Origin of the sequence: Mitsuaria sp. GD03876, assembly GCF_029840635.1 — a bacterium.
GTDB lineage: Bacteria > Pseudomonadota > Gammaproteobacteria > Burkholderiales > Burkholderiaceae_C > Roseateles.
Window position 1 is genome coordinate 21,259 of sequence record NZ_JAOCCU010000057.1, and the last position, 17,348, is coordinate 38,606.

Consider the following 17,348-nt stretch of genomic DNA (forward strand, 5'->3'; position numbering starts at 1 on the left):
CTTGTCTTGAATCGGAGGGGACGGGGGCGGGGCCCGGCGTGTCGCCGCGAGCGGCGCTTACTGCCGGATGGCCCAGAGCTCCAGCTCCAGTCCGGGGAAATCGCCGGCCACGTGCAGCGCCAGGCTGCCGCTGCGTTCGAGCTGCTTCCACAGGTCGCCGCCGCGGTCCAGCTCGAAATAATGGAAACCCGCGTGGAAGGGCAGCTGGCGCGGCGCCACCGGCAGCGCGCGCAACCCGATGCCGGGCAGTTGCAGGTTCACCAGGTCGCGGATGCGGTCCACCGGGCCGAGCTTGGACTGTGCCGGGAAACGCTGGCGCAGCTGCTCGGCGGCCACCTGCGCGTTGACCGCGATGACGAAGCTGGCGCTGCGCAGCAGGTCGGCGTCGGGCACGACGGCGGTGCGCACGCCATGGGTGCGCTCGGTCAGGTCGATCTGCAGCGCGTTGCGCTCCAGCACGACGCTGAGCATGCGGCGCAGCTCCTCCAGCAACGGCGCGAAGCTGCCGCGCAGGTCGTCGTGGCGGTACAGCGGGTATTCGGAGGCCAGGCGGGTGTCGCTGACGAAGGTCGCCATGTCGCCGGCCAGTTGCAGGCAGTCGCGGTGCAGCGTCTCCGGATGCACGTGCGGGGAGGCGGCATGCTGGCGGAACAGCGGATCGGCGCGGTTCAGCGCCTGCAGCATCAGGAAGTCGGCCAGTTCGGACACGCCGTTGCCCAGCTGCCCCATCCGCGACGACAGCAGCTGCGCCCGCTGGCGCACCAGGCCGTGCAGCAGCGAGGCCATCGCCGACAGGTGGCCGCTGGCGTCGATGCGGGTCTGCGGCGGGATGTAGCTGCGGTCCAGCACCAACTGCTGGTCGGCGCGGCGCTCGGCGATGCGGGCCACGCCGAGCGCGGCATAGGCGTCGTTGAGCTCGCGCGCGGGCAGCAGGCGCAGCGTCAGCGCGCCGGTCTGGACCGGCTCGGGTTCGTCGCCGGCGCTGGTCTGGTCGCGCAGGTCCTGGTCGACGACGTGATAGCGATGCAACTCGCCGGCGTCATGGCCGTTGAAGGCGACCTGGTCGGTGCCCGGCCGCGCGATCGGCGCGGCCAGCACGACCATGTCGCCCTTGAGGTCGGCCGGCACCTCCAGCGGCGCCATCGCGGCATCCGCCTGCGGGATCTGGAACGGGGTGCCGTCGGGCAGGATGCCGCTGGCGCGCACGATGCCCAGCCGGCCCACGCTCAGCAGCGCCTCGTCCAGCACCAGCTCGGTGAAACCCCAGCCGTGCGGCGCCAGCGCGCGGGCGCGGCTGTCGACCAGGTGCTCGAGGTAACGGGTTTCCTGCTGGAAATGATGGGGCAGCAGGAACATGCCCTGCGACCAGATGACCTTGCTGTGCCAGCTCACGGCTGCTTGACCGAGGCGCTGACCGACAGCTCGTCGGCCTGGATCAGGACCTCCTGCTTCTTGCCCACCACCACCGGCACCACCGCGCGCCAGCGCGCATGCTCCAGGTCGCGGTAGGCGCCGAACACGGCGATGAAACGCGTCTCCGGCGACAGGGTCTTCTTGGCGATCGGGCGCGTCTCGCCCGGTTGCAGCGTCATTTCCTCGCGGGCGACCATCTCGGCGCCCAGTTCAGCCTGGTCCTTCTGGTACAGGCTGATGAAATCCGCGGAGTTGAAGGCGTTGGCCGACTTCAGCTCATACACCCGCACCAGCAGCGGGGAAGGGCGCTTGGTGACGCTCGGGTTGAGCTGCGCCGAGGCCTGGATCGTGCCCCGCGTCAGCTCCGTCGGCTTGGGCGAACCCGGACCGAACGGATTGAGGCTCGACATCGTCGAGCAGCCCGCAAGCGCCCCCACGGCAAGCAGCGCCAAGGCGGCAGCCCGGCGCGTGGAGTGGCGGAGTCCCTGGTTTCCCGAACGAGGCGTGAGCATCTGGCTGTCCTTCTTTACCGGAAGAAAGGATAGCCAGCGGGGGCTCTTGGGCGTGGTGACTTAGGTAATCGGGGCGAGGGGGACGGAAGGGGCGGGTCAGGCCGCGCGGAGGCGGAATTGGCTCACCAGCTTCGCCAGCTGCTGGGCCTGGCCGTTCAGGCTCTCGGCGGCGGCGGCGCTTTCCTCGACCAGGGCGGCGTTCTGCTGGGTGACCTGGTCCAGGTGGGTGACGGCGTCCCCGACCTGCTGGATCCCGCCGTTCTGCTCCTGCGTCGCCGCCGAAATCTCCCGGATCAGCGTGTCGACCTGGCCGACCTGCGCCACCACCCGCCGCATCACCTCGCCGGCGCTTTCGGCCTGCCGGGCACCGGTGTCCACCCGCTGCGCGCTGGCCTGGATCAGGTCCTTGATCTCCTTGGCCGCGCCGGCCGAGCGCTGCGCCAGCGCCCGCACCTCGGAGGCGACGACGGCGAAACCGCGCCCCTGCTCGCCGGCCCGGGCCGCCTCGACGGCCGCGTTCAGGGCAAGGATATTGGTCTGGAACGCGATCGCGTCGATCACGCCGATGATGTCCTCGATGCGGCGCGAGGCCTCGCTGATGCCCTGCATCGTCTGAACCAGGTCGCCCACCGCCTGGCCGCCTTCGCCGGCGGCGCCCGAGGCGTCCGCCGCCATCCGGCTGGCCTGGCCGGCGGACGCCGCGTTCTGGGCCACGGAACTGGTCAGTTCCTCCATCGACGCCGCCGTCTGCTGCAGGCTGCTGGCCTGGCTCTCGGTGCGCGAGCTCAGGTCGGCGTTGCCCTGCGCGATCTCCTGCGAACCGGTGGCGATGCTCTCGCTGCTGTCTCGCACCTGGCCGACCAGGCGGCCGAGCTGGTCGACCATCCGTGACATCGCGCGGAGCAGGTCGGCCGGTTCGTCGCGGCCCACCGCGCGGATGTCGACGGTCAGGTCGCCGGCGGCGACGTCCTCGCTGGCCCGCACCGCCTGCGCGATCGGCGCGGTGATCGAGTGCGTCACCTGCCAGGCCAGCACGATGCCGATGGCCAGCGCGATCGCCACGACGACCAGCGTCACCCGCAGCCCGCTGGCGTAGGAGAGCGCGGCCTCCTTGGCCGCCGCGTCGCCGCCGTCGCGGTTGAAGGCGACGTCCTCGTCGATCGCCTTGGCCAGCTCGGTGAAGAGGGAGGAGGAGCGTCCCGCCGACAGCTTCCGGGCCGCGTCGTGCTGGGCCTCGCCGGCGGCCGCGGCCCGGGCGAGTTCCGCATCGGCTTCCTGGTAACCCTTCCAGGCGTCGCGGATCTTGGCGTAGAGCGCCTGCTCGCGCCCGGCGGTCACCGAGGTCTCGTACACCTTGGCCGCCTGCTCGAAGGCCGCGACCGCCGCGTCATGCTCCCGCGCCACCTTGGCGCGCGCGGTCTCGTCGGTCTCCAGCACCGCGCGCAGCGACAGCCGGCGCGTCAGGTTGGCGGCGTCCTGCATGTCGGCCAGCTTGGCCACGCTGGGCAGCCAGTTGGTGTTGAGGTCCTGCACGTTGGCGTTGATGCGCGCCATCTGCTCGACGCCGAAGGCGGCGATGAAGCACAGCAGGACCAGCACGGCGGCGAAGGCCAGCGCCAGGCGGCGGCCGATGCGGAAGTTGCGGAGGATGGACATGGTCGTGACCGGAGGGAGAGGCCGGCGTTAACGAGTGGTTGCATCAGCGTGCGCCTGTCACCCTTCAGAAACCTGTCCGACACACGGCCGTACAGCCTGCGGAAACATGTCGTCCCGGGGAGCAGTGACCTGCTGCACGGCAGCCGCTGTACGGCAGGCGCCGAAAACCGTCCGTCCCGCGCCTCGACCCTAGCGATTGCCCTCGGATGACAACGTTGTCAGCGTGTCTTATGCTCCGCCCCCAAAGAGGAGACATCGATGAGTGCAGATCTTTCCCGGCTGGCCGGCGGCGGCGACGGGCCGTCCCGGTCCGGGGCGGTGGCGCCGCGCGGGCCGGACGAGGTCGCGGCATCCACCGAGTCGACCGCCGAGGCGGGCGCCGGGACCGGCCCCGCGCGCCATCCGCTGACCTGGGTGCCGTCGCTGTACCTGGCGATGGGGCTGCCGAACGTGCTGGTCGGCGTGGTCGCGGCGATCCTCTACAAGAACCTGGGCGTGTCCAACGAGGACATCGCGCTCTACACCTCGCAGATGTACCTGCCGTGGGTGCTCAAGCCGCTGTGGTCGCCGCTGCTGGAACCCTTCAAGACCAAGCGCTGGTGGGTCATCGCGATGCAGTTCGCGATGATGGCCTCGATCGGCGCCGTCGCGTTCTGCCTGCCGCTGGAGGGTTTCCTGCGCGCCTCGCTGGCGTTCTTCTGGATCACCGGCTTCGCCTCGGCGACGCAGGACATCGTGGCCGACGGCGTGTTCATGACGACGATGCCGCCGCGCGAGCAGGCCCGCTACGCCGGCCTGCAGGGCATGTGCTGGAACCTGGGCGCGGTGGTGGGGTCGGGGCTGCTGGTGTCGCTGACCGGCTGGCTGCACGGATCGCTGGGGTGGACCTGGGTGCAGTGCTGGATGGCGGTGATGCTGGGCGCCGCGGCGATGATGGGCGGCTTCGGCCTGTGGCACCTGCGCGTGCTGCCGCCGGGCGCGCCGGCCGCCGTGCAGGGCAGCGATCCGCGCGGCGCGTGGGTCTCGCTGCGGGAGTCCTGGGCGACGCTGTTCCAGAAGCCGTCGATCTGGATGATGCTGGCGGTCGTCTTCTTCTACCGCTTCGGCGAGGGCTTCATCGAGAAGTTCGGCCCGCTGTTCCTGCTCGATCCGCGCTCGGCCGGCGGGCTCGGCCTGGACAACGCGGCGCTGGGGCACATCTACGGCACCGCGGGCACGGTGGCCTTCATCGCGGGGGCGTTCCTGGGCGGCTTCATCGCGGCGCGGATGACGCTGCGGCGCTCGTTCCTGCTGCTGGCGATCGCGCTCAACCTGCCGCACCTGACCTATTACTACCTGAGCCACGCCATGCCCACCGACCTGTGGTGGATCGGCGCCGTCGTCGCCATCGAGAAGTTCGGCTTCGGCATGGGCTCCGTCGGGCACATGCTGTACATGATGCAGCAGATCGCCCCGGGGCCCTTCAAGATGACGCACTACGCCATGGCCACCGGCGTGATGGCGCTGACCCGATGGGCCACCGGCAGCGTCAGCGGCTGGGTGTACCTGGCCGTCGGGCAGCACTACGCGAGCTTCTTCGCGCTGGTGCTGGTGTTCTCGGTGCCGCCGATCCTGCTGGCCTGGCGGGCGCCGTTCCCGATCGACACGGACCGGCAGGACGCCGGCGCGGCCCCGGCCGGGCATTGACTCACTGCCGGCCCAGCGTGTTCAGCGGGATCTTCAGGTAGCTCACGCCGTTGTCCTCGGCCGGCGGCAGGTGGCCGGCGCGGATGTTGACCTGGATCGACGGCAGGATCAGCGCCGGCACGTCCAGCGTGGCGTCCCGCCCGGTGCGCAGCGCGACGAACGCCGCCTCGTCGACGCCGTCGTGCACATGGATGTTGTGGGCGCGCTGGTCGGCGACCGTGGTTTCCCAGGCCGGGTCGCGGCCCTCGGGCGGGTAGTCGTGGCAGACGAGGAGGCGGGTGGCCGGCGGCAGCGCCAGCAGCCGCCGGATCGAGCGGTACAGCGTGACCGCGTCGCCACCGGGGAAGTCCGCGCGCGCGGTGCCGACGTCCGGCATGAACATCGTGTCGCCGACGAAGACCGCGTCCGGCACCGCCGCGTCGCCGCTGGCGATCCGGTAGGCCAGGCAGGCCGGCGTGTGGCCGGGCACCAGCAGCGCCTGCGCCTCCAGGGTGCCGATGCGGAAGGTCTCGCCGTCGCGGAACAGGTGGTCGAACTGCCGGCCGTCGGGCAGGAAATCGCGCTCCAGGTTGTAGAGCCGGCGGAACACCGCCTGCACCTCGCGGATGTGCTCGCCGATGGCGATGCGTCCGCCGACGCGTTCCTGCAGGTGGCGCGCGGCGGACAGGTGGTCGGCATGGGCGTGGGTCTCGAGGATCCACTGCACCGTCAGCCCGGCCTCGGCCAGGTGGGCCAGCACGCGGTCGGCCTGCGTCGTGGCGGTGCGGCCGGACTTCAGGTCGAAGTCCAGCACCGGATCGACGATCGCGGCCTGGCGCGTCGCCGGATCGGCCAGCACGTAGGTGACGGTGCCGGTGCGCTCGTCGTGGAAGGGCTCGATGGACAGGGCAGGGGAAGCGTCGCTCATGGTGCCGGGCACTATATCGAGCGACGCCGCCGCCTGTCGCCGGTCAGGCGTCGTCGGAGCGCGCTCCTTGCGACCGGCGGCGGGCGCCGCTGACGATCGCCGAACACTGCAACGGATGGCGGACCTCGTGGGCCACGCCGCCGAACAGGAACAACAACGCGAACAGCAGGCGCTTCATGGGCGGCATCCCGGCCGGGGCGGGCCTCAGACCAGCTCGAGGCCGACGGCGATGTTGCCGCGCGTCATCTTCGAGTACGGGCAGGTCTCGTGGGCGCGCTTGACCAGCTCATAGGCGGTGTCGCGGGGCAGGCCCGGCAGGCTGACGCGCAGCTGCGCGCTCAGCGAGTAGCCGTCGGCGCCCTTGTTCAGGTCGACGGACGCGTCGACGGCGGCGTCCGCGGGCAGCCGCACGCCGATGGCCTGCGCGGCCAGGCCCATCGCGCCGATGAAGCAGGCGGACCAGCCCACGGCGAACAGCTGCTCCGGATTGGTCCCGGGGCGCGAGGAACCGGGCGAACCCAGCTGCACGTCGAGCCGGCCGTCGTCGGACTGGCCGCGGCCGTCGCGGCCGCCGGTGGTGTGGGTGCGGGCGGTGTAAAGGGTTTGAACGTGGTCGGTGGTCATGGCGGTCATGGAGGGCTCCGTTGAAGCAGCGTCATCTGCTGCATGGCCCGCATTTCATCGGCGCGATGTATCGACGATGTGTGACCGCCGCGGCGAATTGGCGCCCTGCGTGTCCGCGGGCGCGCCGGACACACTGGCATACAAAGCGGAAGGGGCGGCGGACGCGCGAGGGTGCCGCTCAGGCCGGTGCCGCCTCGGGCGGGCGGACCGGAATCCCGACGCGAAAACGCGTGCCCTGGCCGGGCGTGCTGTCGACCTCGATGCGGCCGGCGTGCTTCTGGACGATCGAGTAGGACAGCGACAGTCCCAGACCGGTGCCCTGACCCACGGGCTTGGTGGTGAAGAACGGCTCGAAGATCCTGCGGCGGACCTCCTCGCTCATGCCGATCCCGGTGTCCTCGACGCTCACCCAGACCCAGTCGCCCTCGGCCCGTGTGGCCAGACGGATCTCCCCACGCTGCGGGATCGCATGCGCGGCGTTGACGATCAGGTTCATGAAGACCTGGTTGAGTTGCGCCGCGATGCAGCGCACCGGCGGCAGCGCGCCGTAGTCCTTCTTGACATCGGCCTTGTACTTGACCTCGTTCATCACGACGTTGAGCGTCGATTCCAGCCCGGCATTGAGGTCGGCGTCCTGCCACTCGGCGTGGTCCACGCGCGAGAAGTCCTTGAGGTCCTGCACGATCTTCTTCACCCGCACCAGGCCGTCCTCGCTCTCGTCGAGCAGCTGCGGCAGGTCCTCCTTCACGAAGGCCAGGTCGATGCGGCGGTCCAGGTCGCCCAGCGCCCGGGCCACCGCCTCGGGCAGCGCGTCGGGGGCCGCCTGCATCGTGTCGAGCAGCCCGAACATCGGCTCGACGTAGCTCCTCAGCGTGCCCAGGTTGGAGCTGACGAAGCCAATCGGGTTGTTGATCTCATGCGCCACGCCGGCGGCGAGCTGTCCGATCGAGGCCATCTTCTCGGCCTGCAGCAGCTGGTTCTGCGCCTCCTCGAGCCGGGTGTTGGTCAGCTTGATGCGCTGGTAGTTCTCGGCCAGCGCCTGCTGGACGCGCCGCTCCTCGGTGCGGTCCTGCAGCAGCCACCAGGTTTGCGCCAGCCGGTCGTGCGGGTTGGCGACGTAGGCGATCATCTGGATCCACAGCCGGTGGCCGCCCGCCGAGAGCATTTCCATCTCGTGCTGCAGCGAGTCGCCGCGCGAGAGCACCGGGTACGCCACGGCGGCCAATGACTGGAAATCCTCATCGCTGCAGAACAGCGTGCGGGTCGGAATGCCGCTCGGCGATGCGTCCCCGAGCTCGAAGATCTCGGCGAACTTGCGGTTGCCGCGCACGATGCGCTGGTTGAGCGTGGTGACGATGCCCACGGATGCGTTCTCCAGGAAGGCCTCGAGCTCATGGTGCGTCAGCAGCAGCTCGGCGGTGCGCTCGCTGACCAGTTCCTCCAGCTCGGCCCGATGGCGGCGCAATTCCTCCTCGGCGCGGCGCCGCTGGGTGACGTCCTGCAGCGTCTCGATGGCGCCGACCACGGCGCCCTGCGCGTCCAGCAGCGGCGCGGCGGTGAAGAACAGCCAGCGTCCGCCATCGTCCATCCGCGGGAAGAAGGCCTCCACCTCGTAGGCGTCGTCGACCGTTTCCGAGCGGCGGCAGCGGCCCTCGTACAGCGGGCCGCTTTGCGCCTCGATGGCGCCGTCGATGATCAGGTCGGCCAGCAAAGGGCGTGCTTCTGGATAGAAGGCGGTCCAGGCGTCCTGGCGCCCCAGCATGTCGAAGCGGTCCTGGCCGGTGAGTTTGCTGCAAGCCGCGTTCCAGTGCGTCACGCGATGTTCTCCATCGAGCACGAAACTGGCGACCGGACTGTTCTCGATGATCTGGTGCAGCACCCGGCCAACGTCGAGCAGGCTGGTCTGCACATGGCGCATGTCGCTCAAGTCCTGCACCGTCAGCACGTTGAGCCGGCGTCCGCGCAGCGTGTAGGGGCGGGCGGTCAGCTCCAGCGCGCGCACCGACCCGCTGGCCGTCTGCGCCTCGATCTCGATGGCCGGCGGCAGCGCGTCCTGCGCGATCGCCTGCAGGCCATAGGTCCTGAGCGCCTCGCGCTGCGCCGGCGTGGCCCAGGCGTCGAAGGGCATTGCCGCCAGCGCCGCCGGCTCGTAGCCCAGCAGCCGCAGCATCGCGGCATTCGCATGGACGATGCGCTCCTCATCGTGTACCAGCAGCGGCGTGGTGACGGCCTCCCAGGCCGCCCGCAGTTCCACGGGCGGCGCCTCCGGCGGCGGTATCGCGGGGTCGGGCGCGTTCATAGCGTGACGTCGCCCGGATCCTCGAGGATGAAGGACCCATCGTCGGCCCAGCGGACCTGCGTGATGCCCGGCTCCAGGCGCTCCAGTCGTCGCAGTTCCGCCTCCTGGGCGCTGATCTGCCCCTGCTGGGCCCGCACCAGGTCCGCGAGCCGGCGGTTCTCCAGCGTCAGCGCGCGCAGCTGCAGCACCTGCCGCACCGCGCTGAGCAGCTCGTAGTCGGCCCAGGGCTTGGCGATGAAGCGCGCGATCGCGGCTTCGTTGACCGCGCGGACCAGCGCGTTCAGGTCGGTGTAGCCCGACAGGATGATGCGTTCGCAGTCGGGCTGCAGCGTGCGGAGCTCGGTGAGGAAGTCCACGCCGTTCATCACCGGCATGCGGTAGTCCGAGATCGCCATCGCGTAATGCTGGCTGCGCGCGCGTGCCAGCGCCTGCGCGCCGTCGGCGCATTCGTCGACGACGTAGCGGCCGCCGTCCGGGGTGATCAGGCCGTGGCGCAGCAGCCGCTGCAGCGCATGGAGGATGCCGGGCTCGTCGTCCACGATCAGCAGGCGCTCAACCATGGGAGGCTCCTTGCGGGGTGACCGGCCGGGCGCCGCCGGGCGAGGCGTCGTCGTCGGGTCGGCGCACGTGCAGCGCCATGCGCACGCCCTCACGGCCGGCGAACTCCCGGATCTGGCGCACCATCCGCGCGTCGAAGACATGGCCGGCCGCCAGCAGCAGCGTGCCCTTGGGCGTGAGCAGGTCGCGCGCGAGCACCATCCCGGGCTCGATGTCCTGAGGACTGATCTGGCGGTCGCGCGGGAGTTCCTCGGGCTCGTCGGTGAGCGCCAGCTCGAAGGCTTCGACGATCTCCGGCTCATAGCGCGTGCCCGCGCCGCCGCGCGCCAGCTGCAGCGCCTGCGCCGGCGTGAAGTGCTGCTCGGCCATCCGTCCGGACAACGCCGCCCAGTAGTCGCTCGCGATGCTCAGCGCCTGCGCCGCCAGCGGCACCGCGTTGCCCGACAGGCCATCCGGAAACCCCTTGCCGTCGATGCGCTCGTGCTGGGACCGCACCAGCCGGGCCACATGCTGCAGTTGTCCCAGCGGCAGCAGCGCCGCCTCGCCGTTGAGGGAATGGCGGCGGTAGCGCGCGACTTCCTCGGAGTTCATCGTCGATACCGGCTTGTGCAGCAACGCGTCGGGGAAACCGATCTTCCCGATCTCGTGCAGCAGCCCGGCGATGTGGACGTCCTCCTCGTTGCGGGGCCCCAGGCCGAGCCGCCGGGCAGTGCGCCGGGCGAGGTCCGCGACCTGACGCGAATAGCCCGCCAGGCCGCCTTCGCGCAATTCCAGCAGTCCGGAGAACACCTGGATCGACAGCAGGAAGTTCTCCTTCACCTGCTCGAAGGACTTCTCCAGCATTGCGTTGACCTGTTCGAGTTCCTGCGTGCGGGCACGCACGCGCTTCGAGAGATCGGCGTTGAGCGATTGCAGCTCGGTGTTCTGGGACCGGGTCAGCTGCAGCAAGGCGCGGTTCTCGACCTCGAGCCGGCGTCGCGACAGCGCGTCGTCGATCGCCATCAGCAACTCGCGGTCATCCCAGGGCTTGGCGATGTGGCGCTGGATCTGGCCGCGGTTGACTGCGGCCACCGTCGCCTGGATGTCGGCGTAGCCGGTGAGCAGCAGGCGCCCGACCGTCGGCCAGCGTTCGCGCACCTGCTCCAGGAACGTGGCGCCGTCCATCTCGGGCATCCGCATGTCCGACACCACGACGTCGATCGGTTCCTGCGCCAGCAGCTCCAGCGCGGCGGCGCCGCCTGGCGCCAGCAACACCCGGTAGCCCATGGGACGGACGAGCCGCCGAAGCGCGCTGAGGATGGAAGGCTCGTCGTCCACGAACAGGACGACGGGCGTCGTGGTCTCCTCGGTCATTGCTTGTCTCCCTGATGCGACCTGCCGACGAACGCTTGTCGAGTTTAGGAGCGCCCCGGGCCCGTCGCCAAGCCCGCCGGCGGGAGAGGGGGCTCGGCGGGACCTGCGCACGCCTTCCGACGGCCCCCGCACGAAACCCAGGTGCATCCTGCCAAGCCACGGTAAGCCAGTAAGTCACGGTGAATCCCGGTGAAAGCAGCGTTGTCTCGACGTGAAGGAGGGTGCGTCTTGCGCCGCGCCGTGCTTCGATTCGCCCGCGATGCGAATTTCTTAAGACAGCCCTAATCTGCCGGGCGCACCTTGCGGCCAGGGCACCCCATTGTTTGACGCAATCGGCCCGACCGGCCCCGCGGCCCACGGCGACGCCTTCCCCAAGACGCCACCGGCGCGGAGCCCGCCAGGTCCCAGGAGAAGCACATGAGCAAGTCCACCCCGATCCTCGCCATGGTCGCCGCCTTCGCGGCGGCGTCGGCCCAGGCCTCCACCAACACCGACGACGTGGCGCGCCGATCGGAGCGACGCGCGGCGATGCAGCAGCAGCTGCGCGCGGTGCAGGTCGAGCTCTATTGCGATCACCAGGACAACGCGATGCATCTGCTGCGCGACGCCCGTCGCCAGCTGATGGCCCAGCGCGATCCGGACAACGCCGGCGACCTGCGCCAGCTCGAGAAGGTCAGCTGGCTGGTGCGCCACGGCGACACCGTCCAGGCGATCGCGACGATCGACGCGGCGCGCCACGACGCGGCCTGAGGGCCGGTTCCGGCGGCCTCACATGAGGCAGTAGTCGACCGGCTGCAGCGGCGGCGGGACCTCGGTCTCGCCGAGCGCCTGCAGCAGGTCGATCTCCAGCGTGCGGCAGATCGCGTCCAGCGGCAGGTCGTTGGGACGCAGGCCGAAGGGCTCCTCGATCTCGTCGCCCACCGCGTCCAGGCCGAAGAAGGTGTAGGCCACGATGGCCACCACCACCGGCGTCAGCGCGCCCATCGAGTCGACCAGCCCGAACGGCAGCAGGAAGCAGTACAGGTGGGCCGTGCGGTGCAGCAGCAGCGTGTAGGGGAAGGGCAGCGGCGAGCTCTTGATGCGCTCGCACGACGCCGCCGAGGCCGTGAGGCCCGACAACGTGGCGTCGATCGACGCCGACAGCACCGGATCGATCCGCCCCTGCGCCCGGCAGGCCTGCAGGTCGCGGCCCATCTGCAGCAGCAGTCCCGACGGCCGGTTGGCGACCGGCGCGATCACGCGGGCATCGTCCTCGGTGAGCCAGGCGGCCAGGTCGGCGTCCCGCGACGTGCCGCGCAGCTGATGCTTGAGCGCATGCGCGAACGCCGCCATCCGCAGCACCATGCGCCGGCGCAGGGCGTCGACGGGAAGGTGGCCCGCGGACGCATCGGCGGTTGCAGTGGCGGTTGAAGCGGCGGTTGAAGCGGCGGTTGAAGCGGCGGCCGGCGCGTCGATCAGCGTGAGCACCTGGCGCGCCAGCGTGCGCCCGCGCAGCAGGACGTCGCCCCAGAGCTTGCGCGCTTCCCAATAGCGGTCGTAGCAGGCGTTGTTGCGGAAGCCCAGGAAGATCGCCAGCGGCAGGCCGATCAGCGAGAACGGCAGCGCCGACACCTGCAGCTTGTAGTCCAGCAGCCGGCCGTGGCTCCAGGTCACCAGCACCGCCAGCGCGATGTTGGCCGCCAGCGTCCACTTGATCTGTCCGAGGATGGAGCCTCGCATCGCGAAGAACAGACGGATGCCGGACGGGCGTTCGCGGACGATCATGGCGGAGGGCGGTGGCGCGGGGAGCCGGCAGCTTAGCCCACGGCAGGGGGCGGTCGGCCGTTCGTCGTATTCGCTTGTATATTGCGAAGCGTCTTCAGAGGGCCCCGTCCATGCACACGCCTCCCTTCAAATTGAGTCCCGGCGGATTGGCCGCGCTGGTCGGCGCGGAGGGCCCGCGCGCCGCCGCGCCGGGCGGCCGGCTCGCGCCCGTCGCCTGCTGCGAGGAGGACCGCGTCGCCGAGCTGGTCGCGCATGAGGACGCCGCCGCGCGCGCACCGGCGCCGAGTTCCGGCGCGGCCACGAACCGCATGCGGCTGCATCAGCTCGACCCGCACCTGCATTGCTCGGTGATCGGCAACTGCCTGGGCACGGCGGAGCTGCGCCGGCTGATGGGCCGGCATGTCGAGGTGGCGGGGCTGAGCGATCTCGACGTGCACCATGCCGCGGTGTCGCTGGCGGTGCAGGGCGGGGAGGTGTCGAAGGCGCTGCACAAGGCGCTCGACCAGCGGCACGCGGGTGCCGTGCGCGCGTTCGCGGCGGCGGCCGACGAGGCGGCGCTCGATGCCGCCTGGCGCGAGGCCTGGCAGCGCGGCGAGGTGCAGGGCGCCTACTGGGCGCTGCTCACGCACAAGGCGGTGACGCCGGCGCTGCGGCAGACCGCGTTCGGCGAGGTCCACATGCTGTCGCACCTGATGGCGTCGGCGAACCGGCATGAACTCAAGCGCTTCGTCGCCCTCGAGAAGGGGCACGCGGAGCTGGAAGAGCGGCTCGAGCGCGAACAGGCCCGTCGCCAGGAGGCGCTCCAGGAGCGCGACCGGATGGCGGAGCAACTGCGGCAACAGGCGATCGACTTCGAGGGACGGCTCGCGCAGGCCCTGGCGTCTCGGTCGGAGGCGCCGATGTCGGCGCGGGAGCTGGGCGAGCAGGTGGCGATCCAGGCCGAGCGCCGGGAGCGCGCCGAGCGGCAGTCCGAGGACGCGGCGCGCCAGCTCGCGAGCCTGAAGGAACAGCTCGAGCGCGTGCAGGCGCATGGACGGGCGCAGGCGGAAGAGCTGGCGGCGGCGGAGGCCGAGCTGCACCGCCTCAGCGCGGGCGTGCCGGACACCAGTGGCGATGGCGCGGCCTTGCTCGCGCAACGGCGGGTGCTCTATGTCGGCGGGCGCCCCAGCTCGACGCCGGCGATCCGCGATTACGTCGAATGCCGGGGTGGGGAGTTCCTCCACCACGATGGCGGGCTGGAGGCTCGCAAGGGCCTGCTGGCGGCGCTGCTGCCGCGGGCGGACCTGGTGGTGTTCCCGGTCGACTGCATCGACCACGATTCGGCGCTCAACCTGAAGCGCCTGGCGGAGCGACACCAGGTGCCGTTCCTGGCGCTGCGCAGCGCCAGCCTGGCCAGCTTCGCCGCCGCGGTGCGGCGGGAGCTGGTGCCGTCGGGAGACGGCCAGGAACAGGGCTCGCGGCGCTTCTGCCTGCGGCACGCCTGAGCGGACTGCTGCTGGCGATGCGTACCGCTGCCCTGGCGGTTCGCTGACCCGTCCTTGTCTCGATTCGAGTCGCGCCTACTTGCGTGCGTGGTTTCGATAGCAGGAACCTCGCAAAACGCGGGGCTCAGTCGATTTCGAGCCATTTCCACGGTCCTAGCATCGACCTTCCTGGTGGACCGGAGGACATGCGATGGCTCCCGAAATGATGGCCTTCTGGTTGGCTGGCATTTGTCCGCCCGCTGCCGGTTGGATCCTGAATCTCACAATGCGCGGATCCATGGCCTTCAAGACGTCGGTCGCGGACTGTGCGATCGCCCCCGCGCTCATCCTGATTTCAACGACGCTCTGGATGGTGATCGTCCGTTGGCTCGAACCCATCGTTGCTCGCGAGCGTCCTGGTGCGCGTGAGCTTTTCCGAAAAGCCTTCTGCATTGCGCTCATGTGGACGCTGATGCTCATGAACATCTTTGGTCACTACTTTCTCTTCATAAGGGGATTTCATGCTGGTTGAATTTCTGCTCAATTGCGCCGCTGCCGGCGTGTTCTTCTCGATCATGACGGGAGGAGCGAGTTACATCGCCTACAAGAGGGGTGTTTTCGGGGATCCCAATCAGCCTGACGACCCGTCGGAGGAGGAAGTGAAACGGAAAGCCTAGTCGAGTGCCGCAAACCGTTTGGCGAGGAAAAGGAAGCCATGTGGAAAGACACTAGCCGCCACCGAAAGGCGGCGCGCTAGCATCGCGCGCCATGCGGATCCTCCTCGTCGAAGACGAAAAACCCCTGGCCGACTGGCTGGTCAAGGCGCTCGGCCAGAACGACTTCGTCGTGGACTGGGTCGACGACGGCCGCCTGGTGCTCGGCCAACTGGCCGCCACCCGCTACGACGCGATGATCCTGGACCTCGGGCTGCCCGGCCTGGGCGGCCACGAAGTCCTCGCCCGGCTGCGCGAGGCCGACTCCCGCGTCCCCGTGCTGATCCTGACCGCCCGCGACTCGCTGATGGAACGCGTCAGCACCCTGCACGAGGGCGCCGACGACTTCCTCGCCAAGCCGTTCGAGCTCCAGGAACTCGAAGCCCGCCTGGTCGCGCTGATCCGCCGCTCCCGCGGCCGCGACCAGCCGCGCTTCGCCTGCGGGCCGCTGGTCTACGACGCCGGCACCAAGCTCTTCACGCTGGACCGGGAGCCGCTGGCCCTGTCGCCGCGCGAGCACGCGGTGCTGCGCACGCTGATCCAGCACAGCGGCGAGCCGATGTCCAAGCAGGAGATCCTGGAGCGCCTGTTCTCCGACGAGCAGGACGTGCGCCCCGAGGCGATCGAGGTCCTGGTCCACCGGCTGCGCCGCCGCATCGAGTCCGGCAAGGTCCGCATCACCACGCTGCGCGGCCTGGGCTACGTGCTGGAACCGGCATGACCGCGCCGGGCGAGCGGCGGCTGGCCGCCTGGCTGCCGTCCTTGCCCGCCCGCTGGCACCGCTTCAGCGTCCGCCGCACGCTGCTGACGCTGGTGCTGCCGGTGATGCTGGCCGCCGTCGGCATCGAGCTCGCGCTGACCTGGGGCACCGCGCTGCAGGCGGCCAACTCGGCCTATGACCGCTCGCTGCTCGGCGCGATCAAGGCCATCGACAGCAACGTCTCGACCGAGACCGGCGGCCTGTCCGTCGAGATGCCGTACCGGCTGCTCGAGTTCTTCGAGCTGACCGCCAGCGGCCAGGTCTATTTCCGCGTCAGCACCGAGGACGGGCTGGTCGAGATCGGCAACGCCGGGCTGCCGCTGCCCGGCCAGCCGCTCAAGACCGGCGTGCCGCGCTTCATCGACGCCGAGTACTTCGGCGCGCCGGTCCGGGTGGGCGCCTGGGCACGGGAGCTGGACGCGGAGCGGCCCGGGCGCCGGATGATCATCCAGGTGGCCGAGAGCACCAACTCGCGCAACGCGTTCTCGCGCGCGCTGCTGATCCAGGCGATGTGGCGCGACCTGCTGACCGTGTCCATCGTCGCGGGCACGCTGGCGCTGGTGATCGGCTGGGCGCTGCGCCCGCTGGAGCGGCTGCGGCGCGAGGTCGAGGCCCGCGCCGACGACGACCTGTCGCCGGTCGACGAGACCCAGGTCCCCGCCGACGCCGCGCCGCTGGTGCGGGCCATCAACCACCACCTGGCGCGCCAGCGCGAGCTGGTGGACGGCCGCCGGCGCTTCGTCGACGACGCCTCCCACCAGCTGCGCACGCCGCTGGCGACGCTGGCCACGATGGTCGGCTACGCGCGGCGCGAGCGCGATCCGGCGCGCCTGGCCGAGGCGCTGGAGGCGCTCAAGGCGCAGATCGACGACACGGTGCGGCGCACCAACCAGATGCTGGCGCTCGCGCGGGCGGACACGGCGCCGGTGGCGATGACGCCGCTGGCGCTGGACCGCCTGGCCGACCGGTGCGCGCGCGAGTCCTGGCCGCTGGCGCGGGAGCAGGGCATCGACTTCGGCTTCGAGCACGAGTCCGGCGAGATCGTCGTGCTCGGCCACGAGGGCCAGTTGCGCGAGGCGCTGCTGAACCTGCTGCACAACGCGCTGCGCTACACGCCGCGCGGCGGCCAGGTGACGCTGCGCATCGCGATCGAGGGCGCGGAGGCGGTGATCCGCGTCGTCGACGACGGTCCCGGCATCCCCGCCGACGAACGGCCGCGCGCCGGGGAGCGCTTCTTCCGCGGCAGCAACGTCGACCTGCCGGGGTCGGGCCTGGGCCTGGCGATCGTGCGCGCGATCGCGCGTCGCCACCTGGGCGAGATGGACGTCGCGGCCGCGCGCCTCGACGCCCACGGGCTGGAGCGCGGTACCGCGGTGACGCTGCGGCTTCCGCTGCACACGGCTGCGGTTTTCCCGGTTCCGCTGAAAGCCGGCTGAAAGCGCCGGGTCCCTAGAGTTCGCCGCAAGCAGGGGGCGGGCGACCGCGCGGGCCTGCCGGCGCCTCGCGGCTTGTCGCGGGCGGCGGCGGCTGGCGGCGACCCGATCACCGCGAGGAGACAACATGCATTCGACCCCGACATTGCGGGCGGGCCGGCGTTGGGCGGCCGCGCTGCTGACCGTGCTGGGCGCGGCCTGGCTGGG

The 17,348-nt window shown here is 70.7% G+C and carries 16 protein-coding genes; 6 read left to right on the top strand and 10 right to left on the bottom strand.

What is annotated here, in order from left to right:
- Positions 1–57: 57 nt before the first annotated feature.
- From tssK to N5D62_RS25105, 3 genes are all read right to left on the bottom strand, one after another.
- The gene (tssK, locus tag N5D62_RS25095) at positions 58–1,392 is read right to left on the bottom strand and encodes a type VI secretion system baseplate subunit TssK (RefSeq protein ID WP_279760736.1); all 1,335 of its coding nucleotides are present in this window, start codon (positions 1,390–1,392) and stop codon (positions 58–60) included.
- The gene (gene tssJ, locus N5D62_RS25100) at positions 1,389–1,925 is read right to left on the bottom strand and encodes a type VI secretion system lipoprotein TssJ (RefSeq protein ID WP_279760738.1); all 537 of its coding nucleotides are present in this window, start codon (positions 1,923–1,925) and stop codon (positions 1,389–1,391) included. The genes tssK and tssJ overlap by 4 nt, the downstream gene beginning before the upstream one ends.
- Before the next feature lie 96 nt (positions 1,926–2,021).
- A complete protein-coding gene (locus N5D62_RS25105; protein WP_279760739.1) occupies positions 2,022–3,581 on the bottom strand; it encodes a methyl-accepting chemotaxis protein in 1,560 nt (519 codons plus the stop codon).
- 258 nt (positions 3,582–3,839) lie between these two features.
- Here N5D62_RS25105 and N5D62_RS25110 point away from each other — a divergent pair, with 258 nt between their 5' ends.
- Complete coding sequence (locus tag N5D62_RS25110) at positions 3,840–5,267, top strand: MFS transporter (RefSeq protein ID WP_279760741.1); 1,428 nt, start codon at positions 3,840–3,842, stop codon at positions 5,265–5,267.
- Position 5,268: 1 nt separating this feature from the next.
- On the opposite strand, the gene N5D62_RS25115 is transcribed toward N5D62_RS25110, so the two are convergent.
- The 6 genes from N5D62_RS25115 to N5D62_RS25140 all read right to left on the bottom strand — a co-directional run bounded on the left by N5D62_RS25115 (position 5,269) and on the right by N5D62_RS25140 (position 11,008).
- On the bottom strand, positions 5,269–6,174 hold the full coding sequence (locus N5D62_RS25115) for an MBL fold metallo-hydrolase (protein WP_279760742.1): 906 nt from the start codon (positions 6,172–6,174) through the stop codon (positions 5,269–5,271).
- A gap of 43 nt (positions 6,175–6,217) precedes the next feature.
- Positions 6,218–6,352, bottom strand: a complete 135-nt coding sequence (locus N5D62_RS25120; RefSeq protein WP_279760743.1) for a hypothetical protein — start codon at positions 6,350–6,352, stop codon at positions 6,218–6,220.
- 26 nt (positions 6,353–6,378) lie between these two features.
- Positions 6,379–6,798 (bottom strand): organic hydroperoxide resistance protein, encoded by a 420-nt coding sequence (locus N5D62_RS25125; protein WP_279760757.1) that lies wholly within the window; start codon positions 6,796–6,798, stop codon positions 6,379–6,381.
- Between the two features lie 178 nt (positions 6,799–6,976).
- A complete protein-coding gene (locus N5D62_RS25130; RefSeq protein WP_279760744.1) occupies positions 6,977–9,052 on the bottom strand; it encodes a PAS domain S-box protein in 2,076 nt (691 codons plus the stop codon).
- A 41-nt stretch (positions 9,053–9,093) separates the two neighbouring features.
- Positions 9,094–9,657: a response regulator gene (locus N5D62_RS25135; RefSeq protein WP_279760745.1), complete on the bottom strand. Its 564-nt coding sequence runs from the start codon at positions 9,655–9,657 to the stop codon at positions 9,094–9,096.
- Complete coding sequence (locus N5D62_RS25140) at positions 9,650–11,008, bottom strand: HD domain-containing phosphohydrolase (RefSeq protein WP_279760746.1); 1,359 nt, start codon at positions 11,006–11,008, stop codon at positions 9,650–9,652. The genes N5D62_RS25135 and N5D62_RS25140 overlap by 8 nt, the downstream gene beginning before the upstream one ends.
- Positions 11,009–11,425: 417 nt before the next feature.
- Between N5D62_RS25140 and N5D62_RS25145 the strand changes: the two genes are divergently transcribed.
- The gene (locus tag N5D62_RS25145; RefSeq protein ID WP_279760747.1) at positions 11,426–11,758 is read left to right on the top strand and encodes a hypothetical protein; all 333 of its coding nucleotides are present in this window, start codon (positions 11,426–11,428) and stop codon (positions 11,756–11,758) included.
- 18 nt (positions 11,759–11,776) lie between these two features.
- Here the strand turns inward: N5D62_RS25145 and N5D62_RS25150 are convergent, their stop codons facing one another.
- Positions 11,777–12,772 carry a bestrophin family ion channel gene (locus N5D62_RS25150; protein ID WP_279760748.1) on the bottom strand — a complete coding sequence of 332 codons (996 nt, stop codon included), beginning with the start codon at positions 12,770–12,772 and terminating at the stop codon, positions 11,777–11,779.
- Between the two features lie 110 nt (positions 12,773–12,882).
- On the opposite strand from N5D62_RS25150, the gene N5D62_RS25155 reads away from it, so the two are divergent.
- The 4 genes from N5D62_RS25155 to N5D62_RS25170 all read left to right on the top strand — a co-directional run bounded on the left by N5D62_RS25155 (position 12,883) and on the right by N5D62_RS25170 (position 17,144).
- Positions 12,883–14,256, top strand: coding sequence for a DUF2325 domain-containing protein (locus N5D62_RS25155; RefSeq protein ID WP_279760750.1), 1,374 nt, complete (start codon positions 12,883–12,885; stop codon positions 14,254–14,256).
- A gap of 190 nt (positions 14,257–14,446) precedes the next feature.
- Positions 14,447–14,767, top strand: coding sequence for a hypothetical protein (locus N5D62_RS25160; RefSeq protein ID WP_279760752.1), 321 nt, complete (start codon positions 14,447–14,449; stop codon positions 14,765–14,767).
- Between the two features lie 236 nt (positions 14,768–15,003).
- Positions 15,004–15,669: a response regulator gene (locus N5D62_RS25165; RefSeq protein WP_279760754.1), complete on the top strand. Its 666-nt coding sequence runs from the start codon at positions 15,004–15,006 to the stop codon at positions 15,667–15,669.
- Entirely contained in the window at positions 15,666–17,144 is a 1,479-nt protein-coding gene (locus N5D62_RS25170) for a sensor histidine kinase (protein ID WP_279760756.1), read from the top strand. Before N5D62_RS25165 ends, N5D62_RS25170 begins: the two co-directional genes overlap by 4 nt.
- Positions 17,145–17,348: the final 204 nt, after the last annotated feature.